15 protein-coding genes are annotated in these 16,722 nt (G+C 69.8%); 10 read left to right on the forward strand and 5 right to left on the reverse strand.

The features are described 5' to 3' along the window. Positions 1-1,275: dipeptidase (locus ON27_RS03175; RefSeq protein ID WP_043719062.1), on the forward strand; the 1,275-nt coding region annotated here is incomplete at its 5' end. A 4-nt stretch (positions 1,276-1,279) separates the two neighbouring features. On the opposite strand, the gene ON27_RS03180 is transcribed toward ON27_RS03175, so the two are convergent. Further along, on the reverse strand, positions 1,280-1,924 hold the full coding sequence (locus ON27_RS03180; protein ID WP_043719029.1) for an MBL fold metallo-hydrolase: 645 nt from the start codon (positions 1,922-1,924) through the stop codon (positions 1,280-1,282). A 130-nt stretch (positions 1,925-2,054) separates the two neighbouring features. On the opposite strand from ON27_RS03180, the gene purS reads away from it, so the two are divergent. Together purS and purQ are read left to right on the forward strand one after the other, a co-directional pair. Next, complete coding sequence (gene purS, locus ON27_RS03185) at positions 2,055-2,291, forward strand: phosphoribosylformylglycinamidine synthase subunit PurS (RefSeq protein WP_043686485.1); 237 nt, start codon at positions 2,055-2,057, stop codon at positions 2,289-2,291. Then, on the forward strand, positions 2,288-2,965 hold the full coding sequence (purQ, locus tag ON27_RS03190) for a phosphoribosylformylglycinamidine synthase subunit PurQ (RefSeq protein WP_043719038.1): 678 nt from the start codon (positions 2,288-2,290) through the stop codon (positions 2,963-2,965). Before purS ends, purQ begins: the two co-directional genes overlap by 4 nt. A gap of 23 nt (positions 2,966-2,988) precedes the next feature. Here purQ and ON27_RS03195 read toward each other — a convergent pair whose 3' ends face one another. Then, entirely contained in the window at positions 2,989-4,065 is a 1,077-nt protein-coding gene (locus ON27_RS03195; protein WP_043719040.1) for a substrate-binding domain-containing protein, read from the reverse strand. 50 nt (positions 4,066-4,115) lie between these two features. Here ON27_RS03195 and ON27_RS03200 point away from each other — a divergent pair, with 50 nt between their 5' ends. Together ON27_RS03200 and ON27_RS03205 are read left to right on the forward strand one after the other, a co-directional pair. Continuing rightward, positions 4,116-4,547, forward strand: coding sequence for a MarR family winged helix-turn-helix transcriptional regulator (locus ON27_RS03200; RefSeq protein ID WP_043719065.1), 432 nt, complete (start codon positions 4,116-4,118; stop codon positions 4,545-4,547). A 237-nt stretch (positions 4,548-4,784) separates the two neighbouring features. Next, on the forward strand, positions 4,785-6,083 hold the full coding sequence (locus ON27_RS03205) for a M18 family aminopeptidase (RefSeq protein ID WP_043719043.1): 1,299 nt from the start codon (positions 4,785-4,787) through the stop codon (positions 6,081-6,083). On the opposite strand, the gene ON27_RS03210 is transcribed toward ON27_RS03205, so the two are convergent. Next, positions 6,032-7,345, reverse strand: a complete 1,314-nt coding sequence (locus ON27_RS03210; RefSeq protein WP_245559767.1) for a glycosyltransferase 87 family protein — start codon at positions 7,343-7,345, stop codon at positions 6,032-6,034. The two genes, ON27_RS03205 and ON27_RS03210, sit on opposite strands and share 52 nt — an antisense overlap. A gap of 127 nt (positions 7,346-7,472) precedes the next feature. Here ON27_RS03210 and purL point away from each other — a divergent pair, with 127 nt between their 5' ends. Next, positions 7,473-9,767 (forward strand): phosphoribosylformylglycinamidine synthase subunit PurL, encoded by a 2,295-nt coding sequence (gene purL, locus ON27_RS03215; protein WP_043719050.1) that lies wholly within the window; start codon positions 7,473-7,475, stop codon positions 9,765-9,767. A 62-nt stretch (positions 9,768-9,829) separates the two neighbouring features. Here purL and ON27_RS03220 read toward each other — a convergent pair whose 3' ends face one another. Then, entirely contained in the window at positions 9,830-10,120 is a 291-nt protein-coding gene (locus ON27_RS03220; protein ID WP_043719052.1) for a YiaA/YiaB family inner membrane protein, read from the reverse strand. Between the two features lie 193 nt (positions 10,121-10,313). On the opposite strand from ON27_RS03220, the gene ON27_RS03225 reads away from it, so the two are divergent. From ON27_RS03225 to ON27_RS43825, 3 genes are all read left to right on the forward strand, one after another. Next, positions 10,314-12,047 (forward strand): alpha/beta hydrolase, encoded by a 1,734-nt coding sequence (locus tag ON27_RS03225; RefSeq protein WP_043719055.1) that lies wholly within the window; start codon positions 10,314-10,316, stop codon positions 12,045-12,047. Continuing rightward, positions 12,044-12,727, forward strand: coding sequence for a CPBP family intramembrane glutamic endopeptidase (locus tag ON27_RS03230; RefSeq protein ID WP_043719057.1), 684 nt, complete (start codon positions 12,044-12,046; stop codon positions 12,725-12,727). Before ON27_RS03225 ends, ON27_RS03230 begins: the two co-directional genes overlap by 4 nt. Positions 12,728-13,101: 374 nt before the next feature. Then, the gene (locus tag ON27_RS43825; protein WP_043719069.1) at positions 13,102-13,497 is read left to right on the forward strand and encodes a sterol carrier family protein; all 396 of its coding nucleotides are present in this window, start codon (positions 13,102-13,104) and stop codon (positions 13,495-13,497) included. Between the two features lie 98 nt (positions 13,498-13,595). Here the strand turns inward: ON27_RS43825 and ON27_RS03240 are convergent, their stop codons facing one another. After that, positions 13,596-14,864: a YhgE/Pip domain-containing protein gene (locus ON27_RS03240; protein ID WP_043719071.1), complete on the reverse strand. Its 1,269-nt coding sequence runs from the start codon at positions 14,862-14,864 to the stop codon at positions 13,596-13,598. A 209-nt stretch (positions 14,865-15,073) separates the two neighbouring features. Here ON27_RS03240 and purF point away from each other — a divergent pair, with 209 nt between their 5' ends. Continuing rightward, positions 15,074-16,666: an amidophosphoribosyltransferase gene (gene purF, locus ON27_RS03245; RefSeq protein WP_043719060.1), complete on the forward strand. Its 1,593-nt coding sequence runs from the start codon at positions 15,074-15,076 to the stop codon at positions 16,664-16,666. The last annotated feature ends 56 nt before the right edge of the window (positions 16,667-16,722 follow it).

The following is a 16,722-nucleotide window of genomic DNA, read 5'->3' on the forward strand; positions in this document are numbered from 1 at the left end:
CTTGTTTCGTTTCGGTCGGTGGCCGATCCACGGCAGTATCCGCTGGAGGAGTGCGATATGGCGGCGCAGTGGGTGGCCGACGCGTTCGTCGCCGCCGGACTGACCACGGTGGGTCTGCACGAGACGCCGGACGGCACCAAGGCCGTCGTCGCGTCGCGGCCGGCTCCCGCTGGCGCGCCGACAGTGTTGCTCTACTGTCACTATGACGTCCAACCGCCGATGGACGAGGCGGCATGGCGCACCCCGCCGTGGCAGCTGACGGAACGGGACGGGCGCTGGTACGGCCGCGGCAGCGCGGACTGCAAGGGCAACATCGTCATGCACCTGACGGCGCTGCGCGCACTCGGGCCGGACCTGCCGCTGGGCGTCACCGTCGTCGCGGAGGGCTCCGAGGAACAGAGCACCGGGGGACTGGAGCGATTCGTCGAAGCCAACCCGGACCTGCTGCGCGCGGACGCGATCGTGATCGGTGACTGCGGCAATTTCGCCGCGGGCGTGCCGACGCTGACGCAGACGTTGCGCGGCGGGGTGAACGTGGTGGTCACCGTCGAAACTCTCGCGGGTCCACTGCATTCCGGCATGTTCGGCGGTCCGGCGCCCGACGCCCTTGCCGCGCTGATCCGGCTGCTGGCCTCGTTGCGTGACGAGCGCGGCAACACCACCATCGACGGGCTGCCCAACGATCAGGTGTGGACGGGTGTGCAATATCCGAGCGAGCAGTTCCACGCCGACGCGCGCGTCCTGCGCGGCGTCGACCTCGTCGGGGACGGCACCGTCGCCGACATGCTGTGGGCGCGACCGGCGCTGACGGTGCTCGGCATCGACGCGCCCCCGGTGGTCGGCTCCGCCGCCGCGATCCCGCCGATCGCGCGGGCCCGTCTCAACCTGCGCATTCCGCCGGGCACCGATCCGGAGCGGGCACATCGGGCGCTCGTCGCGCATCTGGAGGCGCACACGCCGTGGCACGCGACGCTGACCGTCGAACTGGAAGGGACCGGCGCACCCTTCCGTTCCCCCACCGGCGGCCCGGCGCGCGCCGCGATGGAGGCCGCTCTGGCCGCGTCCTACGGCCGCCCGGCGACCACTCAGGGGCAGGGTGGCTCGATCCCGCTGTGCAACGTCTTCGCCACCACCTACCCGGACGCGGAGATCATGTTGCTCGGAGTCGAGGAACCGAAATCCCTCATCCACGCGCCCAACGAGAGCGTCGATCCGACGGAGATCGAGCACATGGCGCTGGCCGAGGCGCTGTTCCTCGCGACGTATACCGGATAGCGCCCTAGAGTTCGGTCGCGTCCTCCGGCTCGAGCACTCGGAATTCGGTTTCCTCCGGGGCCATCTCGGTGAGGCGCCCGAAATAGATGCCCTGCGCTTCGCGCTGGATGATGCCGAAATGGATCGGCAGCGCGACCCGCGGGGCGACCGCCCGGAGGTAGTCCACCGCCTCGCTGATCCGCATCCAAGGAGCCGCGGCCGGGGCGGCCAGCACGCCGACCGGGACCGGCGGCACCCACAGCGAGTCACCCGGGTGGACGAGCTGGGCCGGGTCGCCCGGGGTGCCGAGCAGGAAGACGGTGTTATCGATCACGGGGATCTCCGGATGGATGACGGCATGCCTGCCCCCGCCGCCGGTGATCTGCAGACCGTCGATGGTCAGCACGTTGCCCGCCCGCACCGCCTCCCACGGCTCGTCACGCTGCTGGGCGGTCTGCGGATCCGACAGCAGCCGTGCGCCGGGGTTGGCCTCGATGAGCGCCTCGATCCGGTTCGGGTCGATGTGGTCGGGATGCTGGTGGGTGACGGCGATCGCGTCCAGGCCGGTGAGGCCCTCGAAGCCGTGCGAGAAGGTGCCCGGGTCGAACAGGATCTTCTTGCCGTGCAACTCGACGAGGAGGCAGGAGTGACCGAAGTGGGCTATGCGCATGCCGCCATGCTAGCCACGCCAGGTGTGTTCTCCCCGACTGCGCCGATGTCTCGGCGACCCCGCGGATGCCGTGTCCGACCAGCACAACTACGCTGCTGAGGTAACCCCACAACCACATGAGGAGCAACGCGTGGCACGAGTCGTGGTCGAGGTGATGCCGAAGGCCGAGATCCTGGATCCGCAGGGGCAGGCCATTGTCGGCGCACTCCCGCGCCTGGGATTCGAGGGCGTCTCGGACGTGCGGCAGGGCAAGCGATTCGAACTCGACGTCGACGACAGCGTCGACGACGCGGCACTCGAGCGGATCGCCGAATCGCTGCTGTGCAACACGGTGATCGAGGAGTGGAAGGTGGTTCGCGTCTCATGACCGCCCGGATCGGGGTCATCACGTTTCCCGGCACGCTCGACGACGTCGACGCCGCCAGGGCGGTGCGCTTGGCCGGCGCCGAGGCGGTCAGCCTGTGGCATGCCGACGCCGATCTGAAGAGTGTCGACGCGGTGATCGTGCCCGGCGGCTTCTCCTACGGCGACTACCTGCGTGCCGGAGCCATCGCCCGGTTCGCCCCGGTGATGGACGAGGTCGTGCGCGCGGCGGGCGGCGGACTGCCGGTGCTGGGCATCTGCAACGGCTTCCAAGTGCTGTGCGAGGCCGGGTTGCTCCCCGGCGCGCTGACCCGTAACGAGGGCCTGCACTTCATCTGCCGTGACGAGTGGCTCACCGTGGAATCGGTGTCGACGGCGTGGACCTCCCGCTTCGAACCGGGCGCGCAGATACTCGTCCCGCTCAAGTCCGGTGAGGGGCGCTACCAGGCGTCGGAGGCCGTGCTGGACGAACTCGAGGGCGAGGGCCGGGTGGTCTTCCGCTACGCGAGCGGCAACCCGAACGGCTCACAGCGCGGTATCGCGGGCATCGCCTCGGCCAACGGCCGCGTCGTCGGCCTGATGCCGCACCCCGAGCACGCCACCGAGCCCTTGACCGGCCCCAGCGACGACGGCCTCGGCCTGTTCCTCTCGGTACTGGACACTTTGGTAGGGGTGTAGGGGCACACGCGGGCGGTATCGGTTCAGCTGATGCGGTCGATGATGTGGAAGTCCACGCCTTGCGCGCGGGCGAGGTAGCCGTGCTGAAGCGCCTGGTTGCCTCGGAAACCGCGGGCGCCCGAAGGCGTCTCGAGGGTCAGGCCGTGATCGAGGGCGTCGAGGATCTCGGGCACTCCCAGTGACCCGACCGTCCGTGCGAGCGCGCCGAGCGTGTGGACGGCTTCGTAGGTGGCGTTGCCGAAACTGGTCAGCGCGGGGGCGAACGCGCCGTGCCGTGCGTGGTAGCGGGTCAGGCGGTCGCGTCCGTCGGCCGTGCGTCCGTCGAGGAAGAAGCTGGACGCCACGAAGAAGTCTTTGTTGGCCTCCGGGCCCCCCGCCAGCAGCACGTTCTCGTCGGCGGACGGGCTGACCCGCAGTTGGCTCGCCGCGCGGCCGGTGGCCGCGTACTGCCGGTTGAAGCGGGCGACGTCCGCGCCGACCATCAGGATCACCACGCCGTCGGCCAGGTCGAGTGCCGGATGGGTGAGGAAGCCGGAGAAGTCCGCGCATCCCAGCGGGACGAACTGCTCCAGCACGATCGCGGCCGGATCGGCCAGACTAGCGCGAATCACCTTGGCGGACCGGCGCGGCCAGATGTAGTCGTTGCCGATGACGGCCCAGCGCCGCACGCCGTACTCGCGTTCGAGCCAGTGCACCGCGGGCACGGTCTGCCCGGCCGGATGCTCGCCGAGCATCAGCACACCGGGTAGCTCGTCGGTCAGCCCCTCGTGACTGGTGGCGTACAGATAGGGCACCCGGCTGGCGCAGGCGCGCGCGACGGCCCGGCGGACCGCGGAGGTGTGCCAGCCGGTGATGGCGTGCACCATGCCGGTGGACAGCAGCGCGGAGACCTCGGCGGCGACCTCCTGCGGCGGCCGTCCGCCATCGATATTCGTAGTACGAATTTCCCGCCCCAGAATTCCCGCGCTCCGGTTGATTTCCTCCACCGCCAGCGTTGTCGCCGCATCGCAGGACGGTGCGACGATACCGCCGGGCCCCTGCCGGGGAACTATGTTGAGGATCTCGATCGTGCCGTCGGGGCTCTCGATCGACGTCGGCATTCGGTACTCTTCTTCTCGTTCGAGTGAATTTCACGGCAGGCAGGGAAATGATGACGTCCATTGTAAGCGGAAATTCGACGCTGCATGGCGCGCTGCGTGCCGCTGAGCGCGGGTGGGTGCGGCACTTGGACGCGGCACTGTGCGCCAGGCAACTCTCGCCGGATCAGTGGTCGATGCTGTCGAATCTGTGCGGGGACGCGGGGATCACGATGACCGAGCTGGCGGCCAGATCGCAGCTCGCGCCGTCCTCGGCCACCAGGCACGCCGACTACCTGGCCGAGCGCGGCCTGATCTTCCGGCTCGCCGCGCAGGACGATCGGCGGCGCATCCTGATCGGTCTCAGCAGGCTCGGGGCGGACTTGGTCGCCGAGGTGCGCACGGAGGAGGCGCGCGCCGAACAAGAGTTGCGCGGGCGCATCGGAGCCCGCCGATATACCGAACTCATGCGATTGCTCGACTTGGTTTCCATCGCCTCGGAGTAAATACCCGAAGTACGGACATTCGTCCGATGAATGCCCCGAACATCCGATTCGTGATCATTCGGCAAACCATTCTCGGCGTTATGTCGCCGGCGGAATCGGTGCGTGCCGCGGATGGATCTCGGAGGGTGGATTCTCCGCGATTACGGATCGAGGTCACACCTCCCGGTCGGTATTCGTCGCGCGTGGCTACTCGACCGCGCCAGACCGGTCGCGGTCGGCTTGCCTAGGATCGCAGGCATGCCCGTCTCCACCACCGCAGCCACGGCCGCCGGGTTGTGCGCGTTCATCGATGCGTCTCCGTCACCGTTCCACGTCTGCCGCACGGTCGCCGCGGAATTGGACGCGCGCGGATTCACCCGGCTCGCCGAGGCGCAGCCCTGGCCCGTGGAAAGCGCGGGCGGGCACTACGTGATCCGCGGGGGATCGCTGGTCGCCTGGGCAACCGGTGAGAACGCGAGCGCGACCCCGTTCCGCGTCGTCGGAGCGCACACCGACAGTCCCAATCTGCGGGTGAAGCAGCACCCCGACCTGACCTCGGCAGGGTGGCAGTTGGTCGGCCTGGAGCCGTACGGCGGCGCGTGGCTGAACTCCTGGCTGGATCGAGAGCTCGGCGTCTCCGGGCGACTGAGCGTGCGTGACGGAAACGCGGTGCGCGAGCACGTGATCCGCATCGATGAGCCGATCCTGCGCGTGCCACAGCTGGCCATCCATCTGTCCGAGGACCGCAGGGGCGTCACCCTGGATCCGCAACGGCACGTCAACGCGGTCTGGGGTGTGGGGTACGAAGCGGGCGCGTTCGTCGATTTCGTGGCCGACCGGGCCGAAGTCGACCCGGGTGACGTGCTCGGCTGGGAACTGATGACCCACGATCTGACGCCGAGCGGGCTGGCCGGCCGGGATCGGGACCTGGTCAGCGCGCCCCGCCTGGACAACCAGGGCACCTGCTACGCGGGCCTGCAGGCGTTCCTCGCCGCGCTCGACGAGCCCGGCGCGGCGACGCCGGTGCTGGCCATGTTCGACCACGAGGAGGTCGGCAGCCAGTCCGACCGTGGCGCGCAGTCGGATCTGCTGCCCGCGGTGCTGGAGCGCATCGTGCTCGCGCGTGGCGGCGGTCGCGCCGATTACCTTGCCGCGCTCGCCGGCTCGGTGTGCGCGTCGGGTGACATGGCGCACGCCACGCACCCGAACTATCCGGAGCGGCACGAGCCCGCGCACCGCATCGAGGTCAACGGCGGGCCGGTGCTGAAGGTGAACCAGAACCTGCGTTACGCGACCGACGCCACCGGCGCGGGCGCGTTCGCGCTGGCCTGCGCGCAGGCCGCGGTTCCGTTGCAGCGCTACGTGCATCGCGCCGACCTGCCCTGCGGCTCCACGATCGGACCGATGACCGCGGCGCGGACCGGCATGCCGACCGTCGACGTGGGCGCGCCGCAGTTGGCGATGCATTCGGCGCGTGAGTTGATGGGCGCGTCCGACGTCCCGGCCTACGCGGCGGCGCTGGCGGCCTTCCTCACACCCGAGATCACCGGGCGGTAGGTAACCACCGCGACGACGAACACCGCGAGAGTGACCAGCACGTAACCGCTACCGATGATCTGCTGCCACCAGGCCCAGTCCAGTTCGCGGTCGCGCGAGTGCGGCAGCAGCCAGTGCGGACCGATCAGGAACAGCACGCAGCCCGCCGCGACCGCGCCGATCACGCGCGGGCGGCGCGCGCCGCGCACCATCAGGTCGGCGGTGACCACCAGGGCGGGCGCGATCCACACCCAGTGATGCGACCAGGACACCGGCGAGACCAGCAGCACCGCCGCGGCGTTCACCAGCAGCGCCGCCACGGTCGCGCCCGCGTCGATCAGCCTGCGCATCCACACCGCGGCGAGCGCGACGGCCAGCACCGACAGCGTGATCCACAGCAGGGTGGCCGCCGTGTCGCCGACGCCCAAGCGGAACGCCATGCCCTTGATGGATTGGTTGCCCGCGAAGTAGGGCGGTCCGATGCGCCCGGTGTCGGCCAGGGTGTGGAACCAGTAGTCCACGGAATCGCCCGGGAACAGCAAGAATCCCAGCCCCACCGCAGCGATCGCGGAGACCACCAGCGTGCCCGCGGCCTTCCAGTCCTTGCGCAGCACGAAGTACAGCAGGTAACCGGCCGGGATGAGTTTCACCGACACGGCGATGCCGATCAGCATGCCGCGCGGCCAGAACGGCTTGCGCACCAGGCAGTCCAGCGTGATCGCGGCCATCAGCACCAGGTTGATCTGGCCGAAACCGAAGGTCTGGCGGATCGGTTCGAAGAACTGCGCCACCGCGACCGCGGCGATCACCAGGGTGAGCACGGCCGGGCGGGACAGCTCGGGGCGCAGGCGCGCCAGCACCAGCCACAGCGAGATGCCCAGGCTCGCCACGGAGGTGACGACCACCAGCACCTCGGCGAGCAGCAGCGGCATCATGGCCAGCGGCGCGAAGAACAAGGCGGCCAACGGCGGATAGGTGAACGGCAGCCCGATCCCCTCGACCGGCGGCATCGGACCGTACAGGTCGCCGCCGTCCAACCACACCCGGGCGCCGTTGCGATAGACCTGCAGGTCGATGTAGCCGTGCCACCAGTGCACCAGCAGCGAAACGAGTGCAGACACCGCGAACAACGCGATCGCAGCAACCAGCCAGCGCACTTGCGGCGTCCACGGGTTCGGCGACGCGACATCGGAGGCGGTTCCCGATTCCCCGATCCGGGTCGACGCCGTGTCCGTGGTGATCGATCCGCCACCCGGAGTCGCGGCTCCCGATCCTTCGTTCACCGGCTCAGAGTAGCCGGTGCGCAGGGCCGGTACCCACTGCCTCTAGACTTGCACCAGGCATCTCGCCGCCACCCAGTGACAACGCTCGTCGCTTCACAATGCCCGGCCGAAAGGACCCTGGTACTCCGTGACTCCGCAGGTCGACACCGTCAGCGCAGCCGCAGCAAACCCCGACGTGCCGCAACCCTACAAAGAACTCGGCCTCAAAGACGACGAGTACGCCCGCATCAAGGAGATCCTCGGGCGCAGGCCGACCGACGCCGAGCTGGCGATGTACTCGGTGATGTGGAGCGAGCACTGCTCCTACAAGTCCTCGAAGGTGCACCTGCGCTACTTCGGCCAGACCACCACCGACGAGATGCGCGAGTCGATGCTCGCGGGCATCGGCGAGAACGCGGGCGTCGTCGACATCGGCGACGGCTGGGCGGTCACCTTCAAGGTGGAAAGCCACAACCACCCCTCCTACGTCGAGCCGTACCAGGGCGCGGCCACCGGCGTCGGCGGCATCGTGCGCGACATCATGGCGATGGGCGCGCGCCCGATCGCGGTGATGGACCAGTTGCGCTTCGGCGCGGCGGACGCGGCCGACACCCGTCGCGTGGTGGACGGCGTGGTGCGCGGCGTCGGCGGGTACGGCAACTCGCTCGGCCTGCCGAACGTCGGCGGCGAGACCGTGTTCGACTCCTCCTATCAGGGCAACCCGCTGGTGAACGCGCTTTGTGCCGGCGTGATGCGGGTCGAGGACCTGCACCTGGCGTTCGCCTCCGGCACCGGCAACAAGATCGTGCTGTTCGGCGCGCGCACCGGCCTGGACGGCATCGGCGGCGTCTCGGTGCTGGCCTCGGACACCTTCTCCGGTGACGAGTCCGGCGCGGGCCGCAAGAAGCTGCCCTCGGTGCAGGTCGGCGACCCGTTCACCGAGAAGGTGCTCATCGAGTGCTGTCTCGAGCTGTACGCGGCGAAGCTGGTGGTCGGCATCCAGGACCTCGGCGGCGCCGGATTGTCCTGTGCCACTTCCGAACTCGCGGCCGCCGGGGACGGCGGCATGCGCATCGAGCTGGACAAGGTGCCGCTGCGCGCGGCAGGCATGACGCCCGCCGAGGTGCTCTCCAGCGAGTCGCAGGAGCGCATGTGCGCGGTGGTCACCCCCGAGAACGTGGACGCTTTCATGGCCGTGTGCCGCAAGTGGGACGTGCTGGCCACGGTGATCGGCGAGGTCACCGACGGTGACCGGCTGGTCGTCACCTGGCACGGCGACACCGTGGTGGACGTGCCGCCGCGCACCGTCGCGCACGAGGGTCCGGTCTACGAGCGCCCGGTCGCGCGCCCCGACGAGCAGGACGCGCTGATCGCGGACACTCCGGACAGGTTGACCAGGCCGAAGACCGCGGACGAGCTGCGCGCCACACTGCTGCGGATGATCTCCAGCCCGCAGCTGTGCAGCCGCAAGTGGATCACCGAGCAGTACGACCGCTACGTGCGCGGCAACACCGTGCTCGCCGACCAGGCCGACGCGGGCGTCATCCGGATCGACGAGCAGACCGGCCGCGGCATCGCGCTGGCCACCGACGCGTCCGGCCGCTACACCAAGCTGGACCCGTACGCCGGTGCGCAACTGGCGCTGGCCGAGGCCTACCGCAACGTGGCCACCACCGGCGCGACGCCGAAGGCGGTCACCAACTGCCTGAACTTCGGCTCGCCGGAGGACCCCGGTGTGATGTGGCAGTTCCAGCAGGCGGTGCGTGGCTTGGCGGACGGCTGCGTGGCGCTGGGCATCCCGGTCACCGGCGGCAACGTCAGCTTCTACAACCAGACCGGCCAGACCGCGATCCTGCCGACCCCGGTGGTCGGCGTGCTCGGCGTGATCGATGACGTGCACCGCCGCATTCCGACCGGGATCGGCCTGGAGCCGGGCGAGACGCTGATCCTGCTCGGTGATACCCGCGACGAGTTCGGCGGCTCGATCTGGTCCCAGGTGGCGCACGACCATCTCGGCGGCGTTCCCCCGAAGGTCGACTTCGCCCGCGAGCAGTTGCTCGCCGACGTGCTGACCGCCGGTTCGCGCGACGGCATGATCAGCGCCGCGCACGACCTCAGCGAGGGCGGTCTCGCGCAGGCTGTGGTCGAGGCCGCGCTCGCCGGTGAGACCGGCTGCCGCATCCTGCTCCCCGAGGACGCGGACCCGTTCGTCACGCTGTTCTCCGAGTCGGCGGGCCGGGTGCTGGTCGCCGTTCCGCGCTCGGAGGAGACCAGGTTCACCCGTATGTGCACCGCCCGCGAACTGCCGTGGGTGCGCATCGGCGTGGTCGACCAAGGCGCGGATTCGGTCGAGGTGCAGGGCCAGTTCTCGATCACCCTGGACGAGTTGCGCGCCGCGCACGAGGGCACGCTGCCCAAACTCTTCGGCGCGGGCGCGGTCTGAACCGAACGCCCACCTGGGCGGGCCTGGACCCCTCGTTGCCGGGCCCGCCCAGGTGCGCGTGATCAGGCGACGGAATTGAACGGATCGTGCTCGGCGAGCAACTTGTCCATCCGCGCCTGGTCGATGCGACCGTGGATGGTCGCCGCCTCGTGCTGATCGCGCACCACTTTCGCCAGCGTGAACGTGCTCGTGACCAGGAAGAGCATCGACATCCCGAGGAATCCGCGTTGCCAGATGTCCAGCGGTAGCGCGTAGATTCCGATGCCCGCTCCGGCGAAGCTGATGCCGAAGGCGATCGCGGCCTGCGCGACGTAAGCGGCGGTGGCCTTCGTGCGGGCGGTCGATGTGCTCATGGACAGAAAGTTTCCGGGCGGCGCGGCCCCCGCACCCCGGTACAACTACTCGAGCGGAATGGGTAGTTGCCATCCGCGAGGGGGCGTTCGATTACCGGGCTTCGGCCGCCGGGCGGTGTGGTCTGCGTCGACCGCCCCCGCGTCACGCCGGGCGACGCGCCGGATCGTCGGGGGTGCCCGCCATACTGGTCGAATGTTGGAGACCGCCGGTGCCATGCGGCGGCTGCGCGGACGCGCGGTCGCGGTGACCCGGCGCGTCGAGGACGTCATCGATCTCAACTACGTCGGCCTGGTGGTCGCCACCGTGTTCTTCGCCCTGTCGGTGACGCCGTCGCTGCTGCCGCGCGACTGGCTGTTCCAGGGGTTGATCAGCGGGATCAACGCCGCGCTCGGGTACGGCGTCGGTTGTCTGCTGGAGTGGCTGTTCCGGCTCTGGGTGCGGCCACGGCTGAAGATCGCCTCCCCGCCCGTCTGGGTGCGTTACGCGGTCAAGTCCGCGGTGCTTTTCACGGCCGCGCTCAGCGCCGCCCTGATGCTGGTGCAGTCGGCGCGCTGGCAGCGCGAGATCACGGCGTTGATGGGCATGGAAGGCACCACCACGCCGGCCTATCTGCGCACCGGCCTGCTCAGCTTGGCCGTCGGCGCCGCGGCGGTCGCGGTGTACCGGACGGTGCGCGAGATCATCCTGTTCCTGGCCCGCCTGCTCAACCGGTGGGTGCGCGTGCCGCGCGAGCTGGCGCCGGCCGCCGGGTTCCTGGTGCTGGTGGTGCTGGCGGTGACGATCTTCAACGGCGTCGCCACGCGGGCGTTCTTCGCCGTTGCCAACTCCGCATTCAGTGTTCGCAACGACCACACCTCGGTGAACGCCGTCCAGCCGCAGCAACCGGAGCGTTCCGGCAGTCCCACGTCGCTGGCGAAATGGGAGACCCTCGGATTCGAAGGGCGCTGGTTCGTCTCGCACGGCCCTACGGCGAGCCGGATCAGCGCCCTCACCGGTCGTCCGGCCAAGGAGCCCATCCGCGCCTATGTCGGCTTGGAATCGGTCGAAGGTGACCAGAAGCCGGCCGAGCTGGCGGTGTCCGAGCTGGAGCGCACCGGGGCATTCGACCGCAAGGCCGTCGTCGTGGTCACCACCACCGGGACGGGTTGGGTGAACTCGCTGGCCGCGGCCGCGATCGAGTACATGTACGACGGTGACACCGCGATCGTCGCCACCCAGTACTCCTACTTGCCGAGCGTGCTGTCGTTCCTGGCCGACCGCGGCAAGGCCGCCGCGGCGGGCAAGGACCTGTTCGACGCCGTGTACGAGCACTGGACCGCGCGCCCGCCGGAGGTCCGTCCCAAGCTGCTGGTGTACGGGGAGAGCCTCGGCTCGCAAGGCTCCGAGGCCGCTTTCGACGGTCTCGCCGACCTGCGGGCCAAGGTCGACGGCGCGCTGTGGGTCGGTCCGCCCAACTCGAACCGGCTCTGGCAGCAGTTCGTCGCGCGCCGCGATCCGGGTTCCCGTGAGGTCGAGCCGCTGTACGCGGACGGACTGGTGGTCCGGTTCGCCTCCGACAGCGCCGATCTGGCGCGGCCTTCGACGGAGTGGCGGTCCCCGCGCATCGCCTATCTGCAGCACGCGTCCGACCCGATCGTCTGGTGGTCGCCGGATCTGATCTTCTCGCAGCCGGATTGGCTGTCGGAGTCGCGCGGCTCGGACGTCTCCTCCCAGATGCGCTGGTGGCCGTTCGTCACCTTCTGGCAGGTGGCCGCCGACCTGACCAACGCGCAAGCCGTCACCGACGGGCACGGGCACCGCTACGGCAGCCTGGTGCTGGACGGCTGGGCGGCCATCGCGGCCCCGCCGGACTGGACCGCGGAGCGTTCCGAGCGGATCCGCCTCGAAGTGGAGGCCGCGGAGGATTACGAGCGGACCACCAAGTGAGTCCGGGACACGCCGCGAGAACCATTGCCGCCGTTGTATTTCCGCTGCTCTGGAGCAATGCGGCGCTGCCCCGCCTGGGTCTCGGCGTGCGCGGCCGGACCGCCGCCAACGCCGGTTTCGCCACCGCGTACGCGCTCGCGCTGCGCGCCGATCCGGGCCGATGCTCGGTGCGCGGGGTGCGCTACGGGCTGCTCGCGGCCTCGGTCGTCGTGACCGGTTACGGGGTGGCCCTCGCCGTTCCGTCGCCGCGGTGGCAGCTGGCCGAGCTCGCCGATCGCGGGCCCGAGGTGTCGGCCGCGGAATGGGTGGCGGTGCACATTCCCGTCGGCACCGCCTACACCGAGGAACTCGTCTTCCGCGGCACGCTGGACCCGCTGCTGGACACCGTTTTCGGCCCGCGAACGGGAGCCTGGCTCGGCGCGGTGACCTTCGGCCTCTGGCACGTGGCCCCCGCGCGCGCGGTAGGTGACAGCGTGCCCGCCACCGTCGCGGTGACCACCGCGGGCGGCCTGGTGTTCGGTTGGCTGCGCCGCCGCACCCTGGGCGTGGTCGCCCCCGCGCTGTTGCACCTGGCGATCAACGCCGGTGGGGCGATCGCGCCGCGCCTGGCCCGCCGTTTCCAGGTTCCCGCGCGCCGAGACGGCGCGCCGCGCTCGAAGACCGGTGTCCGTAAGGTCTGACCGTGTGACCGTCCTCGTCCGCCCGCTCAAAAGCCTGGCGATCGTACTCGGTGTGGCTCTTGCCATTCCGATGCTCGCGACACTTGCTTTCGCGGCCATCGGTCACCCTGAATGCGCGACCATCCCGCAAGATGTGGGTCCCTGCGGATACTGGGCCCGCGTGGCGGAGTACGGGCCGTTCATCATGCTGTGGGGAACGGCCGTCACCGCGGGCTTCGGAGCAACGGCGTGGTGGTCGTCGCCGTCCTCGGTCTCTACACGGCGTTGCGCTCTCGCCGCGAATGATGAATTCGGCGCCGCCCGGATCTCGCGCCGTCGAGGGAACGCCGGGCGACCCGGCCGAGCGCGCCGAACGGGGAAGTAGGGTCGGGAACGTGGCAGGACGAGGGACGGTCGACCCGGCGCAGACGCGGGCGGCGGTGGCGGTGGTGAGCCAGTGGTTGCACGACGAGTCGGTCGATGCCCCCGCGCGGGCCGAACTCGCGGCGGCGGTGCGGACGACGGCGCGGTCGCTGGCCGCCTCCGCGCCGGGGCATTCGGTCGAGGTACGGGTGCCGCCGTTCGTCGCGGTCCAGTGCGTCGAGGGTCCGCGGCACACCAGGGGCACCCCGCCGAACGTCGTCGAGACCGACCCGCGCACCTGGTTGCTGCTGGCCACCGGCCTGCTCGAATTCGACGCGGCCCTCGCGTCGGGCGCGGTGAGCGCCTCCGGCAGCCGGGCGGCCGAGATCGCCCATTGGCTGCCGATCGTCCGGGCCACGACCGGCTGACGCCGCGCGCAGCCGGACGACGTGGCCGAACTGTGCCGGGTCGGAACGACTTCGATGACGCGGGCGAAATCCGCATCGGTGTGCGGCGGGCAGGCGGCTCACGCCTTGACGATATTGCGGCGCTCGAGCCCCTTGCGGTCGTAGAAACGGGTGACCACCGCACCGAAGACCAGCCCGATCGCCAGCCCGAGGACCGCCATCCACACGCCGCGGGTGAGTCCGGCCTCGAACTTCGCGTCGAAGTACAGAATCGCCCGCACACCCAGGAACACCTGGTGCATGGGTTCGAAGGAGGCGAGCCAGCCGAAGTACCGAGGCGTCGCCTCGATCGGCACGGTGCCGCCGGAGGACGGCAGGCCCAGGATGACGAACAGGATCAGGTTCACCAGCAGGCCCGCCGAGCCGATCGCGGCCAGCATCGACAGTCCGGTCACGCCGACGGCGGTCAGTGCGAGCGCGCTGTAGAGGTACAGGGCGAGCGGATTGCCGATCGGCATCTCCAGCAGCTTGCCGACGACCAGGAACACCGCGGCGACGATGTTCGCCGCCAGCGCCAACACGCCCCACTTGATCAGCAGCGTCTTGAACCGCGAAATCGGCGTGGGCGGGTAGTGCACGTACCACGGGCCGTACTCGGTGGGCACGAAGCCGAGCTGCGCGTCGATCATGGTGTGGATGACCATCGCGCCGACCACCCCGGCCAGCAGCAGCAACAGGGCGTAGAAGAACGCGGTCAGGCCCTGGCCGCTGCCGTGCGGCAGCGGGTGGTACTGCTGTTCGACCACCTGGATCGGCGACGCCAGCGCCACCTTCGTCGCGCCGGTCAGCTCGGGCGCGGGCGGGCCGCCGGGCGGCGGAGCCAGCTGCGCGGTCACCTGGTCCAGCAACTGCTTGCCGACCTGCTTGTTCACCTCGGTCAGCGCTCGGTCGCCGACCCGGAGCACGATCTGGGTGCCGAACGCGCCGGTGCGCGGGTTGGTCTGCACTGTGATGATCGGCCGCTGGATATCGCCCGGTATGACACTGCCCACACCCAGATTGCCGAGCCCCTTGCTGAAATCGCCCGGGATGACGATCGCGCCGTACACCTGCCCGGACTGCATCTGCCGCTCGGCCTCGCTGATGCCGAGCACGCGCAGGTCGACTTTGTCCGAGGGAACCCCGGCGACGAGCGCTTCGGTGATCCGATCGCCGAAATTGACCTGCTGCCTGCTGTCCCCGCTGCCGATGGTGTCGCCCACGTCCTGGTTGACCAGGGCGATCGGGAAATCGTGCAGGTTCTGCTCCGGATCGACGACGTAGTCGAGGTACATGATGCCCAGCAGCACGGTGAGCAGACTCAGCACGGCCAGCGGGAAGAGCACCATCCGCGGCCATGGCCTGCGCCCCGCGCCCGGCTCGGTCTCGCTCGTCTCGTCGGTGGTCGTCACGGTGCGCACCGTAACAGCTGCGGACGCCGGAAATATCCGGGTTCGCCCACCCCGGATTGCTGCCCGGATGCGGCGGCGTGCGAGTGCGCCGCTGTCCACCCGTAGAATGAAATCTGCCCCCAGCCCGCCCGAACAGGGAGCAAACGGTGACCAACGCCGAACTGCCGGTCGACAGCATTTCCGCCACCTCCTGTCCCGCCCCGGACGTCGACGAGAACGAGCCGCGCGAGGAGTGCGGAGTGTTCGGAGTCTGGGCGCCGAGCGAAGAAGTGGCGAAGCTCACGTATTACGGTCTCTATGCCCTGCAACACCGTGGGCAGGAGGCGGCGGGCATCGCGGTGTCGGACGGTTCCCAGATCCTCGTCTTCAAGGATCTGGGTTTGGTCAGCCAGGTGTTCGACGAGCAGACGCTGGCGGCCATGCCGGGGCACATCGCCGTCGGTCACTGTCGTTACTCCACCACCGGTGGCGTCACCTGGGAGAACGCCCAGCCCATCTTCCGCACAACCGCCGTCGGTTCCGGCCTCGCCCTGGGGCACAACGGCAATCTGGTCAACACCGCCGAATTGGCGGGCCGCGCGCGCGAACTCGGCCTGCTCGGCGCGTCGATCCGCAGCGGGCGTCCGCAGCCCGCCGCGGCCACCTCCGACTCCGACGTGGTCACCGCGCTGCTCGCGCACGCCTCCGCCGATTCCAGTATCGAGCAGGCTGCCATGGAGTTGCTGCCCACCCTGAAGGGCGCGTTCTGCCTGACCTTCATGGACGAGCACACCCTCTACGCCGCGCGTGACCCGCACGGGGTGCGCCCGCTGTGCCTGGGCAGGCTGGAGCGTGGCTGGGTCGTTGCCAGCGAGACCGCGGCGCTGGACATCGTCGGCGCGGCGTTCGTCCGGGAGATCGAGCCCGGCGAATTGCTGGCGATCGACGCCGACGGTGTGCGCTCGATGCGTTTCGCCAACCCCGAGCCCAAAGGCTGCGTCTTCGAGTACGTGTACCTGGCCCGGCCGGACAGCACCATCGCGGGCCGGTCGGTGCACGCCACCCGGGTGGAGATCGGCCGTCGCCTGGCGAAGGAGCATCCGGTCGAAGCCGACCTGGTGATTCCGGTACCCGAGTCGGGCACGCCCGCCGCCGTCGGCTACGCGCAGGGTTCGGGGGTGCCCTACGGACAGGGTCTGATGAAGAACGCCTACGTCGGGCGCACGTTCATCCAGCCCAGCCAGACCATCCGGCAGCTGGGCATCCGGCTCAAGCTCAATCCGCTGCGCGAGGTCATCCGGGGCAAGCGCCTGATCGTCGTGGACGACTCGATCGTGCGCGGCAACACCCAGCGCGCGCTGATCCGGATGCTGCGTGAGGCGGGCGCGCTGGAGATCCACGTGCGGATCGCCTCGCCGCCGGTGAAGTGGCCGTGCTTCTACGGCATCGACTTCGCTTCGCGGGCGGAGCTGATCGCCAACGGCGCGGGTGCCGAAGGCGACGTCGCGGACATGGTCGAGGGCGTGCGCCGCTCGATCGGCGCCGACACCCTCGGCTACATCTCCCTGGACGGCATGGTCGCCGCCACCGAACAGCCGCGCTCGCGGCTGTGCTGCGCGTGCTTCGACGGCAACTACCCGATCCCGCTGCCCACCGAGGCCGCGATCGGCAAGAACGTGCTCGAGGGCATGCTCACCGGCCAGTCCGAGGCGGCGTTGCTGAGCGACAACGCCAATGCCAGCGCGCTGAGCCGACCCTGAACGCGGAGTCGCTGATCGCCTGTCCCGGTGGGATCGTCCGATCCGACCGGAGATAT

This window comes from Nocardia asiatica NBRC 100129 (assembly GCF_000308415.1).
Lineage (GTDB): Bacteria > Actinomycetota > Actinomycetes > Mycobacteriales > Mycobacteriaceae > Nocardia > Nocardia asiatica.

Bases quoted from the DNA above. Each gene is read 5' to 3' on its own strand.
- ON27_RS03205 (WP_043719043.1), top strand. From the start codon at position 4,785: ATGCCCGTCTCCACCACCGCAGCCACGGCCGCCGGGTTGTGCGCGTTC.
- purQ (WP_043719038.1), top strand. From the start codon at position 2,288: ATGACCGCCCGGATCGGGGTCATCACGTTTCCCGGCACGCTCGACGAC.
- ON27_RS03200 (WP_043719065.1), top strand. From the start codon at position 4,116: ATGACGTCCATTGTAAGCGGAAATTCGACGCTGCATGGCGCGCTGCGT.
- ON27_RS03195 (WP_043719040.1), bottom strand. From the start codon at position 4,065: ATGCCGACGTCGATCGAGAGCCCCGACGGCACGATCGAGATCCTCAAC.
- ON27_RS03220 (WP_043719052.1), bottom strand. From the start codon at position 10,120: ATGAGCACATCGACCGCCCGCACGAAGGCCACCGCCGCTTACGTCGCG.
- ON27_RS03225 (WP_043719055.1), top strand. From the start codon at position 10,314: ATGTTGGAGACCGCCGGTGCCATGCGGCGGCTGCGCGGACGCGCGGTC.
- ON27_RS03240 (WP_043719071.1), bottom strand. From the start codon at position 14,864: ATGGTGCTCTTCCCGCTGGCCGTGCTGAGTCTGCTCACCGTGCTGCTG.
- ON27_RS03180 (WP_043719029.1), bottom strand. From the start codon at position 1,924: ATGCGCATAGCCCACTTCGGTCACTCCTGCCTCCTCGTCGAGTTGCAC.